Raw genomic sequence first — 11,915 nt, 5'->3', positions numbered from 1 at the left:
TTGCGGCCCGGAGGGTTCTGGCGCCGAGCCGGCTGGCCGGCGCGGGAGTCGCCGGTCGAGGGTCGTCAGGGCGCCGTGCGGAAGCTGCCGGCCGGACGCCGCAGATGGGTGCCGGCCACCTTGGCCCGCTCCTCGACGACGTCGATGACCCTCGTCGCCGCCTCCTCGAGGGCCAGACCGGTGGTGTCGATGACGGGGCAGCCGAGTCGACGCTGGGTCCTGCCGACCTCGTCGAGTTCCTCGTAGATGGCCACGAGGTCGGCGTACCCGTCCTCGGTGCCGAACCCGCCGAGGCCGCGGACCCGGCGTCCCCGGATGGCCAGGAGGCGCTCGGCGTCGATGGTGAGGCCGACGATGCGCCACCGGTCGACCGCGGCGAGTTCCTTGGGAGCAGGGATGCCGGGGACCAGGGGGACGTTGACGGTCTTGTAGCCGAGGTACCCCAGGTAGATCGACAACGGCGTCTTGCCCGAACGGGAGACGCCGACCAGGCAGATGTCGGCCTCGGTGAGTCGCTCGGGGATGGCGCCGTCGTCATTGCGGACGGCGAACTCCATGGCCGAGATGCGGGTGAAGTAGTCGGCCTCGACGCCGACGGGACGACGCGGGACCTGGTCGGCGTCCAGCCCGGAGGCGGTCGACATGGCCTCGAGCATGGGGCCCATGAGGTCGACCTGCTGGACGCCGAGCTCCTCGCAGGCGTCGATGACCATGGCGCGCATGTCGGGCAGGGCCAGGGTGTGAACGACGCAGATCCACATGCCGGCGTCGCGGCGGGTGCGGACGGCGTCGAGAGCGGTGACCATGTCGTGGACGGTCCCGATCATGGGGTGTCGGACGATGTGCCAGTGCACTCCCTCGAACTGGCTGCGGGCGGCGCGGGCGAGGCGTACACCGGTCTCACCGGTCGAGTCGGCGATGACGTGGATCTCGAGGACGGATTCGGCCATGCAGACACGGTAGCGGCCTTGGCCACGGTGAGGTGCGCACACGGTGGCGGCGGGCCGTGTCCACCCCCGCCGTCCCGCGTTCCGCCCCATGGAAGACTGTCCACATGGACGACAGCGTGGACGAGGTCATCGCCGTGGAGGCTCCCGCAGGGGCCCGTCACGTCCTCGTGCTCGACCGCCCCGCCCTCGTCGACGTCGCCCGCGCATGGTCCCCGGTCAACGTCTGGTGCGATGACCTGCGCGACCTGGCCCGACTCGACCCGACCCTCGTCGTCAATCCCTTCACCGCCCCCGAGGGCCTCGTTCCCGACCAGGTGTGGATGGGTCTGCCGACCTCACTCGACGCCCTCGACGAGACCCTCTCGGTGCTGCACGCCCTGGCCGTCCGCCACGGCGTCAAGAACCTCCACGTCATCGCCGGAGGCCGCACCCGGCACATGAACCGGTCGATGAACGAGGTGGGGGCCCGCTGGTTCGACGAGGTCCACGCCAGCCGCGGCTGGGGCCGCGCCCGGGCGCTCCATTTCGAGCACCCGCGGGAACGTCCGGCCCGGGGCGGCGACTGGCCGCGTCACAACACGGTCGGCGAGGCCGGCCTGGAGATCGTCGCCCATGGGGCGGCCTTCCACACCGCCGGCTTGGACGCCGGGACCGCCCTGCTGCTGGCGCACCTGGATCGCATCGTCGAGGGCCTCCCGGCCGGCGCCACCGTGCACGACCTCGGTTGCGGCAACGGCGTCATCGCCACCACCCTGGCCCGTCGACTGGGCGACCGGGCCGCGGTGACCGCCTCGGACGTCTCCTGGGCGGCGGTCGACTCGACCCGGATGACGGCCGCCGCGAACGGCGTCGACGTCGACGTCACCCAGCGGGACGGCTTCGAGGGCCTGCCGGACGCCTGTCTCGACCTCGTCGTCACCAATCCCCCGTTCCACCGCGGCACCGCCAAGGAGTCCGGCCCCACCCTGGTCATGCTCGCCGACGCCGGGCGCGTCCTGCGCCCCGGCGGCCACCTGTGGTGCGTCTACAACTCGCACCTGCCGTGGGGCGAGCACCTCGACCAGACCGTCGGCCCGACCAGGCAGATCGCCCGGAACCGGGCTTACACCGTCACCATGACGACGAAGCGGTGAGGACGCCATGAGTCCATCGAGCACCCGACTCGTCCTCGTCACCGCCTCGCCCCGGGACTGGACCACCGTCCTGCCGCGGCTGTCCGCCACGACGACGATCCCCGTGGCGGGCCCCGGCTGGAGCGCCCTCGTCGTCGACCACGACGGCACGCTCGACCCGACCGCGCTGAGGGCCACCCTGCCGGCCGCCGACCCGGTCGACCTCATCGTCGTCCCGGACGCCCTGCGTCGCCCCGGACTTCTCGTCAGCGACGTCGACTCGACGATGGTGCGCACCGAGGGCATCGATCTGCTCGCCGACTGCGCCGGACGGGCCAGCGAGGTGGCCGAGGTCACCGCCCGGGCGATGGCCGGTGAGCTCGACTTCACCGACTCCCTGCGCCAGCGGGTCGCCTGCCTGGCCGGGCTCCCCGAGGGTGCGGTCGCCGAGGCCGAGCGGGCGGTCGTCCTCACCGACGGGGCCACCGAGCTCGTCGACGCCGCCCACGCCGCCGGTTGGCGGGTCGCCCTGGTGAGCGGAGGATTCACCCAGATGGTGGCACCCCTGGCCGACCGGCTCCACGTCGACGCCCATGCCGCCAACACCCTCGAGATCCTCGACGGCCACCTCACCGGGCGGGTGGTCGGACCCGTCGTCGACCGTCGGGCCAAGGCCGCGCACCTGCGCTCCTGGGCCGAGCGGTTCGGCGTCGACCTCGCGGCCACGATCGCCCTCGGCGACGGCGCCAACGACCTCGACATGATCGCCACGGCCGGGCTCGGGGTGGCCTTCCACGCCAAGCAGGTCGTCGTCGACGCCGCCCCTGCCGCCCTGTCGCTGCCGCATCTCGACGCGCTCGCCACGGTGTTCCTGCCCCGGACCCCGGTCACCGGCGCTGCGCAGGTGAGGGCCGCCTCCCACCGGGCTGGATAGCGTGGTCCCATGAGCACCCTCCCCGGACCCCTGACCCAGGCACGTGACGGACGCTGGCAGGTCGCCGACCACGGCGCGCAGGTCCTGGCCTGGCAACCGGCCGACGCCGCCCATCCCGTCATCTGGACCGACCCCGACCACCCGGTGAGCCATCCGGGCGTCCTCGAGGGCGGCATCCCCGTGTGCGCGCCGTGGTTCGGCCACGGACCCGACGGCACCCTCGACCCGCAGCACGGCCCGGCCCGCACCCTCGACTTCACCCGGGTCAGCTCCTCGACCGCGGACGGCCTCGAGGTCGTCCTCGCCCTGCCCGCCGCCGATGACCCGGCACGCGACCGGGTGGCCGTCCGGCACGAGGTCCACCTCACCGACGACGCCCTCGACCTGCGGTTGACCCTCACCAACGAGGGCGCCGAGCCGGTCACGGTCGAGGCCATGTGGCACAGTTACTTCCGGGTGGGTGACGCCGCCCGCTCCCGGGTCGAGGGGGTCGCCGGGGCGAGCTGGTGGAACACCGTCGACGACACCCGCGGCGTCTTCGACGAGGACATCATGCCGATCGTCCCGGGCACCGACACCGTCGTCCAGGACGCCGACCCGAGCCACGCCGACGACCTCGCCGCCGACCCCGGTGACGCCGGGGCGCCCGGCCGCGCCAGGACCGTCGCCCTCGTCGACCCCGCCTGGGGCCGACGGATCGATCTGGCCACCGAGGGCTGCCCGACCGTCGTCGTGTGGAATCCGTACCGCGGCGTCATGCCGGCCGACCCCTCCCCTGCCCTCGCCGCCTGGCGCGACTTCGTCTGTGTCGAGACCGGGTACGCCAAGGAGCACGCGCTCACCCTGGCGCCCGGCACCAGCGTCACGACGAGGACGCGGATCACCGTCGCGCCCGAGGAGCAACGATGACCCCGGTGGCCTCCCTGCCCGGCGAGTGGATCGACCGCGTCGGACCGGTCGACGGCGTCGACGTCGTCCCCTGGGACCTCGACGGCACCCCGGAACGGGCCGACGAGATCGACCTCGTGTGCATGCCGGACCACCTGTCCGGACACGAATGGGGATTCCTCCCCCAGGCCCCGAGCGTCCGAGTCGTGCAGCTCCTCTCGGCCGGGTTCGAGCACGCCCTGCCCCACATCGGGCCGGGCGTGACCCTGGCCAATGCCCGCGGCGTCCACTCGGCCGCCACCTCGGAGCTGGCCCTCACCCTCACCCTGGCCCTGCAACGCGGAGTGTGGCAGTGGGTCGACAACCACCGGCGTCACACCTGGCAGCGCCAGGGCTTCTGCCCGGGGCTGGCCGACCAGCACGTCATGATCGTCGGCTACGGCAGCATCGGTCGGGCGGTGGCCCGCCGGGTGGCCGCCTTCGAGCCGGCCGGCATCACCGCCGTCGCCTCACGTCCCCACCCCGGCGACGAGCTGGTCGACGCCGTCCACGGCATCGACGAGATCGGCGGGATGCTCGTGGACCAGGACGTCGTCATCATCGTCGTCCCGGGCGGTGAGGCCACCCGGCACCTCGTCGACGCGCCCTTCCTGGCGGCCATGAAGGAGGGAGCGCTGCTCGTCAACGTCGGACGCGGATCGGTCGTCGACACCGACGCCCTCGTCGCCGCCTGCCGGTCGGGCCACGTGCGGGCCGGGCTCGACGTCACCGATCCCGAGCCGCTGCCCGACGACCATCCGCTGTGGACCACCCCCGGGGTCCTCATGAGCCCCCATGTCGGCGGGGCGGCCGAAGGGTTCTGGAGCCGCGCCTCGGCCCTGCTGCGCCGTCAACTGCAGCACCTGGCCGCCGGCGAGCAGCTCGAGAACATCGTCGCCTGAGCACCTGCCGTCGGGACCCGGCACGCGCCCCCGCCCGGCCGACCCGGGTTGCCTTGCCCCGCCGGCCTGCGCGCGGCCGGGCTTCGGTACAGTGACAGCATTCCGTCGGGTGCGCCCCGTGGTGTCCTGACGGTGCACGAGATCACGTGCCGCAACCGGCAGGAGGACAGATGTCAGAGCGGATTGCCAACCCATTTCTGCGTCAGAAGGTGATGAGCGCCGAGGACGCAGCCGCCCTCGTCAACGACGGCGCCCAGATCGGCTTCGGCGGGTTCACCGGGTCGGGCTACCCCAAGGAGTTCCCGGGGGCCCTCGCCCAGCGCATCAAGGCCGCGCACGACCGCGGCGAGAAGTTCACCGTCAACGTCTTCACCGGCGCCTCGACGGCCCCGGAGCTCGACGGAGCGCTGGCCGGGATCGACGGCATCGGCTGGCGCATGCCGTACCAGTCCGACCCGACGATGCGCAACAAGATCAACGACGGGACGAGCTACTACACCGACATCCACCTGTCGGAGTCGGGGATGATGGTCCGGCAGGGCTTCTTCGGCAAGGTCGACTTCGCCGTCATCGAGGCCACCCGGATCACCGAGGACGGGGACATCGTCCTCACCTCCTCGGTCGGCAACAACGCCGTCTACTGCGACGTCGCCGAGAAGGTCATCATCGAGGTCAACTCGTGGCAGTCCGAGGACCTCGAGGGCATGCACGACATCTACGGGCGCTTCGCCCTGCCCCCGAACCGCGTCCCCATCCCGATCACCCACCCCGGGGACCGCGTCGGCGACAAGTTCCTGCACATCCCGCAGAACAAGGTCGCGGCGATCATCGAGACCCACGGCCCCGACCGCAACTCGCCCTTCAAGCCGATCGACGACGACTCCCGCAAGATCGCCGGGTTCCTCCTCGACTTCTACGACAACGAGGTCAAGCAGGGCCGCATGCCCAGGAACCTCCTGCCGCTGCAGTCGGGCGTCGGCAACATCCCGAACGCCGTCCTCGACGGGCTGCTGCACTCGGACCTGGAGCACCTCACCTCGTACACCGAGGTCATCCAGGACGGCATGATCGACCTCATCGACGCCGGCAAACTCGACGTCGCCTCGGCCACCGCCTTCTCGCTGTCGCCGGACTACGCGCACAAGATGAACGACAACGCGGCCTTCTACCGCGAGCACATCATCCTGCGCCCGCAGGAGATCTCGAACCACCCCGAGGTCATCCGTCGCCTCGGCGTCATCGGCGCCAACGGCATGATCGAGGCCGACATCTACGGCAACGTCAACTCGACCCACGTCATGGGCTCGCGGATGATGAACGGCATCGGCGGGTCGGGCGACTTCACCCGCAACGCCTACATCTCGGCCTTCGTGTCCCCGTCGACGGCCAAGGGCGGCGGCATCTCGGCGATTGTCCCGATGGTCTCGCACGTCGACCACACCGAGCACGACGCCATGGTCATCATCACCGAGCAGGGCATCGCCGATCTGCGTGGCCTGGCCCCCCGCCAGCGCGCCCCGAAGATCATCGAGAACTGCGCCCACCCGGACTACCGGCCGATGCTCCAGGACTACTACGACCGCTCGCTGCGCGACTGCAAGTTCAAGCACACCCCGCACCTGCTGGGCGAGGCCTACTCCTGGCACACCCGCTTCCTCGAGACCGGGACGATGAAGCTCTCCTGACCCTTCCGTGACGAGGTGGCCCCCGGCGTGAGCCGGGGGCCACCTGCGTTGTCGACCCTGGGAGGGGTGTGCGTTCGGGCCGCGACTACGCGGCCCGAACGCACACCCCTCCGACAGGACCCCCTCAGACCGCGGTGAGCTCGACGACCCAGGCCGTCTCGGGGTACATCGTCGGGGTGGCCACGCCGATCCGGTCGAGCGCGGCCCCCGTGAGGACGACCTCCCGGCCGACCCAGGCCGGTTGGGCGGCGCGCCCCGGGGTCGGGTCGACGGCCCGCACCCGGTAGCGGCGGTCCGGGTCGAGCCCCGGCACCGTGAGCGGCTCGGCCGGGTAGCGGTGCTGGGTCGCCAACTGGGCGAGGACGACGAGGGCCCGGTCGCGCTCCGGCGAGACGAGGCTCGTCACCAGGCGGGCGGGGGTTCCCTCACCCGAGAGGGTCGAGCCGCTGGCCCGATGGTGCAGCGATCCGGTGGCGATGACCTCGCGCCAGGCCCGGTGCACCTCGACCCAGGCGGCCAGCCCGGCGAGGTCCTCGTCGCTGGTCCTCGTGAGGTCCCACTCGATACCGAAGTGGCCCAGCAGCGCCGTCGCGGCCCGCATGGTGAGGTCATGGGTCCGCTCGGTCGTGTGCGCCCGCGGGGCTCCCACGTGGCAGCCGAGGTACTCGGGGGCCACGAGCATCGAGGTCCACGTCTGGATGGTCTGGCGCTCGAGGGGGTCGATGCAGTCGCTCGTCCACACCCGGTCGGTGTGCTGGAGCACCCCCAGGTCGATCCGACCTCCGCCGGCCGAGCAGGACTCGATCTCCAGGCCCGGGTGGTCGGCCTTGAGCCGGTCGACGAGGCGGTAGTACGCGGCCGTCTCCTCGTGCGCCTTGATCCTCCCGGTCACCGGATCGACCGGTTCGTGGGTGTCGCGGTTGTGGTCCCACTTGAGGTAGCTGATCGGGTACCGGGTGAGCAGGTCGTCGAGCCTGGCCCGGATGTGCTCCCACGCCTGGGGGTTGGCCAGGTCGAGGACCTGCTGGTGCCGGGCGTTCATGGCCGGGTGCTCGCGTTCGCCGAGGATCCACTCGGGGTGTTCCCGCGCCAGGTCGGAGTCGAAGTTGACCATCTCGGGCTCGACCCACAGGCCGAACTCCATGCCCAGGCCGGTGACGACGTCGCACAGCGGGCCGAGCCCCTCGGGCCACACGTCGGCCGACACCGTCCAGTCGCCCAGGCCCGAGGTGTCGTCGCGCCGTGACCCGAACCACCCGTCGTCGAGGACGAACCGCTCGACACCGACCTGCGCACCGAGTCGGGCCAGCTCGGCCAGGGAGTCGAGGTTCTGGTCGAAGTAGACGGCCTCCCATGTGTTGAGGGTGACCGGACGGGGACGGCTCGGGTGGCTCGGCAGGGCCCGCAGCCACCGGTGGTAGCGCGCGGCCATGGCGTCGAGCCCCTCGGCCCAGGAGACGAGCAGCTCCGGGCAGGTGTACGACTCCCCCGGGCCGAGGACGATCTCGCCGGGTCCGAGGAGCTCGCCGGCGCCCAGGGCGGCCGGTCCGTCGTGGGTGCGTTCGGCCCACACCCGATGGTTCCCCGACCAGGCCAGATGGACTCCCCACACCTGTCCGCGCTCGAAGTCGAACCCCGGTTCCCCGGCGACGACCAGGCCTGTCGTCTGCAAGCCGGTGCGGCCGCGTCGGCTGGAGAACTGGGTGGTTCCCACGAGGAAGGGCGAGCGTTGCGGCTGGCGTTCACGCAGGTGTCGGCCGGTGAAGCTCAGCAGCTCGGTGGCGCAGTCGCCGACCGGTACCGACAGGTCGAGTCCGGCGAGCTCGTAGGGCTCGTCCGAGGTGTTCTCGACGACGGCGCGGACGGCGACGAGCCCGCCGGGGGCGACCGCCAGCCCCCAGGTGAGGGCGAGCCGGTCGTCGTGGGCCCGCACGAGCACCCCGGTGCCGTCCTCCTCGACCGAATCGGTGACGAGGTGCGTCAGGCCGTGCAGCCCGCCGAACGAGCCGGCCAGACCGGGGGTGCCGAGCCAGCCGCGGGAGGCCTCGGGCAGGATCGACCGCTCGGGGGGTTCGTCGGTGCGGTCCGAGGTCTCGGCCGGCACGAGGACGGCGGCCAGATCTCCGGAGGGGTCGAGATCGGCGCCCATGTGGACGATCCGGGGCAGGTGGTCATCGGTCATCGCGAGGATGACGCCGACCCCGTCGCGCCCGACGTGGGTGAGGGTGGTGGTCACAGGAACTCCAGATGCTCGGGGTGGGTACCGTTGGGCGTCGGTCGAGGGCTCACTTGGCCGACCCTCTCATGACACCGGAGATGATCCACCGTTGGCAGAAGATGTAGACGATGATCATGGGTGCCATGGCCAGCAGGTACGAGGCGAAGGCCACCGTGTAGTTGGTGTTGAACTTGCCCTGGAAGACGTACTGCGCCAGAGGCAGCGTCTGGGTGCCCGGGTCGGTGAGGATGACCAGGGGCAGGAGGAAGTCGTTCCACGCCCACACGCAGGTGAGGATGCCGACCGTGGCGTTCATCGGGGCCAGCAGCGGGAAGACGATCCGCCAGAAGACCTTCCATCGGGAGGCCCCGTCGATGGCGGCTGACTCCTCGATCTCCAGAGGCATCGAGCGCAGGTACGAGGTGTACAGCATGATGTTGAAGCTCAGCCCGAAGACCGTGTAGAGGAGGATGAGGCCACCCTCGTTGTCGATGCCCAGCAGCGCGGTCTCCTTGACGACCGGCAGCATGATGATGGGGAAGGGCACGAACATCGCGGCGATGAAGTAGTAGTAGAGCCCCTTGACCCAGCGCCGTTCGAGGTTGCGCGCCAGGGCGTAGGCGACGAGCGAGTTCGTGAGGATGGTGAGGACCACCGCGCCGACGGTGATGATCGAGCTCGTGAGCAGACGCTTGGGGAAGCTCGTGAGGGTCCAGGCGGTCCTGAAGTTCGCCAGGGTCCAGTGGTGCGGCAGACCGAAGGCCGACTGGGCGAGCTCCTGCGGCGTCTTGAAGGTCGTGACGACGGTGAAGTACAGCGGGACGAGGACCGTGAGGCTGAGGACGGCGACGAGGGCGGTGAGCCACCAGTTGACGCGATCGTGGCGTCGAGGATTGATCGACATGTCAGACACGCTCCTTGCCCTGGAGGAATCGCAGTTGGACGAACGAGATGGCCAGGACGATGAGGAAGTAGATGACGCCGTTGGCCGTCTGGTAGGCGTACTCGCCGCCCTTGAAACCGTTGGAGAAGATGAGGAAGGCGATGGACTGGGTCGACGTCCCCGGGCCGCCGTTGGTCATGGCGACGACCTGGTCGAAGACCCCGAGGAAGTTCTTGAACGACAGCACCATGTTGATGGTGAAGTACGGCATGATGAGCGGGAACGTGATCTGGCTGAACTTCCGCCAGCCGACCGCCCCGTCGACGTCGGCCGCCTCGTACACCTCGGAGGGCACGGTCTGCAGACCGGCCAGGTAGATGAGCGTGTTGAAGGCCACCGCCTGCCAGACGCCGACGACGACGATGGCCAGCCAGGCCAGGTGCTCGTTGGCCAGCAGCGAGGTCGAGAGCCACCCGACACCCAGTGCCGACCCGATGGCCGGCAGGTTGTTGGTGAAGAGGTAGGTGAAGACGTACGCGATGATGAGGACCGGCAGCAGGTAGGGCACGAAGAAGAGCCCACGCCAGGCATTCTTGGCGGCGATCCTCGCATTGAGCAGGAGGGCGATCCCCAGGGCGATGACGTTGACGAGGATGGTGCCGGTCACCGCATAGGTGAGGGTGAATCGGTAGGACTGCCAGATGATCTGGTCACCGAAGAGCGCCTGGTAGTTGCGCAGCCCGATGAAGTGCCAGTTCCCGTAGCCCTGGAAGTTCGTGAAGGTGTAGAAGATGCCCTCGAGGAGCGGCACCATGATGAGGCCGGTGAAGAGGATGAACGGGCTCTTCAGGATCCAGGGTGTAGTTGTGACTTGACTGTGTGAGAGTCTGCTGTAGTTGGCCTGTGGGGCCGGGGTGCGTGGGGGGAGGACCCTGCGCGAGGATCGGAGTGTCTTAAGTCCCGTCCTCGTGAATCGCAAGGTCCTCCATGAACCACGCTACCTTCAGCACCCCCGACCTGACCACATTCGCCCGTCTCGACGAACTCGGTCTGGAGGTCACCGGCCAGCTGATCAGTGACGAGGAGACGGTCCTGGCCTGCCGGGTCGTCGCCCCCGACGACTGGTGCCACTGGTGCGGATGCCAGGGGGTCCCTCGTGACACGGTGATCCGCCGGCTGGCCCATACCCCGATGGGCCACCGGCCCACGATCCTCCGGATCCGGGTGCGCCGGTACCGGTGCACCGGCTGCGGACACGTGTGGCGCCAGAACACCGACCAGGCCGCCGAGGCGAGGGCGAAACTGTCGCGGGGCGGGCTGGCCTGGGCACTGGAGGGCCTGGTGCTCGATCCCCTGCCGGTCTCCCGTATCGCCGCTGGTCTGGGGGTGGACTGGACCACCGCCAACGATGCGGTGCTGGCCGAGGGCACCCGCCGGCTCATCGACGACCCGCACCGCTTCGAGGGCGTGGAGGTCATCGGGGTCGACGAGCACGTGTGGCGCCACACCAGCCGTGGTGACAAGTACGTCACCGTGATCATCGACCTGACACCGCTTCGCGACGGCACCGGGGCCTCCCGGCTGCTCGACATGGTGGCGGGACGTTCCAAGAAGGTGTTCAAGACCTGGCTGGCCGGCCGCGACCAGGCCTGGCGCGACCGCATCCAGATCGTGGCGATGGACGGGTTCACCGGCTTCAAGACCGCAGCCGCCGAAGAACTCCCGGCCGCGGTCGAGGTCGTGGATCCGTTTCACGTCGTGCAGCTCGCCGGCGACCAGCTCGATGTCACCCGCCAACGCGTCCAGCAGGACACCACGGGCCATCGGGGCCGGGCGGGCGACCCCCTGTTCGGGGTCAGGCTGACCCTGCACACGGGCCGGGACCTGCTCACCGACCGGCAGGCCGCCCGCCTGGAACAGGTGTTCGCCGCCGACGCCCACGCCCCGGTCCAGGTCACCTGGGCGGTCTACCAGGAGATCGTGGCCGCCTACCGCGCCGAGAACCGTGCCGAGGGCAGACGCATCATGGCCCACCTCATCGACGCGATCGCCACCAAAGTCCCGAAGGCCCTGCCCGAAGTCACCACTCTGGGCCACACCCTGAAGAAGCGGGCCGACGACATCCTGGCCTACTTCGACCACCCCGGGACCTCGAACGGGCCCAGTGAAGCCATCAACGGCAGACTCGAACACCTCCGCGGCATCGCCCTGGGATTCCGCAACCTCACCCACTACATCACCAGATCACTCCTGGAGACCGGAGGATTCAGACCCCGACTACACCCTGGATCCTGAAGAGCCAGT

10 protein-coding genes are annotated in these 11,915 nt (G+C 70.2%); 6 read left to right on the top strand and 4 right to left on the bottom strand.

From position 1 onward, the window contains the following. Positions 1 to 65: 65 nt before the first annotated feature. The gene (locus E0E30_RS00810) at positions 66 to 950 is read right to left on the bottom strand and encodes a pyruvate, water dikinase regulatory protein (protein ID WP_130864672.1); all 885 of its coding nucleotides are present in this window, start codon (positions 948 to 950) and stop codon (positions 66 to 68) included. Between the two features lie 104 nt (positions 951 to 1,054). Here E0E30_RS00810 and E0E30_RS00805 point away from each other — a divergent pair, with 104 nt between their 5' ends. The 5 genes from E0E30_RS00805 (at position 1,055) to E0E30_RS00785 (ending at position 6,510) form a co-directional block, all read left to right on the top strand. After that, on the top strand, positions 1,055 to 2,083 hold the full coding sequence (locus E0E30_RS00805; RefSeq protein WP_130864671.1) for a class I SAM-dependent methyltransferase: 1,029 nt from the start codon (positions 1,055 to 1,057) through the stop codon (positions 2,081 to 2,083). Positions 2,084 to 2,090: 7 nt separating this feature from the next. Beyond that, positions 2,091 to 2,996 (top strand): phosphoserine phosphatase SerB, encoded by a 906-nt coding sequence (serB, locus tag E0E30_RS00800; protein WP_130864670.1) that lies wholly within the window; start codon positions 2,091 to 2,093, stop codon positions 2,994 to 2,996. A 9-nt stretch (positions 2,997 to 3,005) separates the two neighbouring features. Next, positions 3,006 to 3,905 (top strand): aldose epimerase family protein, encoded by a 900-nt coding sequence (locus E0E30_RS00795; protein WP_130864669.1) that lies wholly within the window; start codon positions 3,006 to 3,008, stop codon positions 3,903 to 3,905. Further along, positions 3,902 to 4,825, top strand: coding sequence for an NAD(P)-dependent oxidoreductase (locus E0E30_RS00790; protein ID WP_130864668.1), 924 nt, complete (start codon positions 3,902 to 3,904; stop codon positions 4,823 to 4,825). The genes E0E30_RS00795 and E0E30_RS00790 overlap by 4 nt, the downstream gene beginning before the upstream one ends. Before the next feature lie 170 nt (positions 4,826 to 4,995). Continuing rightward, entirely contained in the window at positions 4,996 to 6,510 is a 1,515-nt protein-coding gene (locus E0E30_RS00785; RefSeq protein WP_130864667.1) for an acetyl-CoA hydrolase/transferase family protein, read from the top strand. A 124-nt stretch (positions 6,511 to 6,634) separates the two neighbouring features. On the opposite strand, the gene E0E30_RS00780 is transcribed toward E0E30_RS00785, so the two are convergent. The 3 genes from E0E30_RS00780 to E0E30_RS00770 are packed head-to-tail and all read right to left on the bottom strand — an operon-like array spanning position 6,635 to position 10,425. Next, positions 6,635 to 8,746 (bottom strand): alpha-galactosidase, encoded by a 2,112-nt coding sequence (locus E0E30_RS00780; RefSeq protein WP_210115740.1) that lies wholly within the window; start codon positions 8,744 to 8,746, stop codon positions 6,635 to 6,637. A 49-nt stretch (positions 8,747 to 8,795) separates the two neighbouring features. Then, positions 8,796 to 9,632 (bottom strand): carbohydrate ABC transporter permease, encoded by an 837-nt coding sequence (locus E0E30_RS00775; RefSeq protein WP_130864666.1) that lies wholly within the window; start codon positions 9,630 to 9,632, stop codon positions 8,796 to 8,798. A gap of 1 nt (position 9,633) precedes the next feature. Next, positions 9,634 to 10,425 carry a carbohydrate ABC transporter permease gene (locus E0E30_RS00770; protein WP_130864665.1) on the bottom strand — a complete coding sequence of 264 codons (792 nt, stop codon included), beginning with the start codon at positions 10,423 to 10,425 and terminating at the stop codon, positions 9,634 to 9,636. A 173-nt stretch (positions 10,426 to 10,598) separates the two neighbouring features. Here E0E30_RS00770 and E0E30_RS00765 point away from each other — a divergent pair, with 173 nt between their 5' ends. Continuing rightward, a complete protein-coding gene (locus E0E30_RS00765; RefSeq protein ID WP_130864664.1) occupies positions 10,599 to 11,906 on the top strand; it encodes an ISL3 family transposase in 1,308 nt (435 codons plus the stop codon). Positions 11,907 to 11,915: the final 9 nt, after the last annotated feature.

The sequence above is a fragment of the Acidipropionibacterium timonense genome (genome assembly GCF_900605005.1).
Taxonomy (GTDB): domain Bacteria; phylum Actinomycetota; class Actinomycetes; order Propionibacteriales; family Propionibacteriaceae; genus Cutibacterium; species Cutibacterium timonense.
This window is presented reverse-complemented; position numbering and strand designations above follow the sequence as displayed.

Excerpts from the sequence above, each read along its gene's own strand:
- E0E30_RS00805 (WP_130864671.1), top strand. The coding sequence starts at position 1,055 with ATGGACGACAGCGTGGACGAGGTCATCGCCGTGGAGGCTCCCGCAGGG.
- E0E30_RS00775 (WP_130864666.1), bottom strand. The coding sequence starts at position 9,632 with ATGTCGATCAATCCTCGACGCCACGATCGCGTCAACTGGTGGCTCACC.
- E0E30_RS00810 (WP_130864672.1), bottom strand. The coding sequence starts at position 950 with ATGGCCGAATCCGTCCTCGAGATCCACGTCATCGCCGACTCGACCGGT.
- E0E30_RS00770 (WP_130864665.1), bottom strand. The coding sequence starts at position 10,425 with ATGGTGCCGCTCCTCGAGGGCATCTTCTACACCTTCACGAACTTCCAG.
- E0E30_RS00765 (WP_130864664.1), top strand. The coding sequence starts at position 10,599 with ATGAACCACGCTACCTTCAGCACCCCCGACCTGACCACATTCGCCCGT.
- E0E30_RS00790 (WP_130864668.1), top strand. The coding sequence starts at position 3,902 with ATGACCCCGGTGGCCTCCCTGCCCGGCGAGTGGATCGACCGCGTCGGA.
- E0E30_RS00785 (WP_130864667.1), top strand. The coding sequence starts at position 4,996 with ATGTCAGAGCGGATTGCCAACCCATTTCTGCGTCAGAAGGTGATGAGC.
- serB (WP_130864670.1), top strand. The coding sequence starts at position 2,091 with ATGAGTCCATCGAGCACCCGACTCGTCCTCGTCACCGCCTCGCCCCGG.
- E0E30_RS00795 (WP_130864669.1), top strand. The coding sequence starts at position 3,006 with ATGAGCACCCTCCCCGGACCCCTGACCCAGGCACGTGACGGACGCTGG.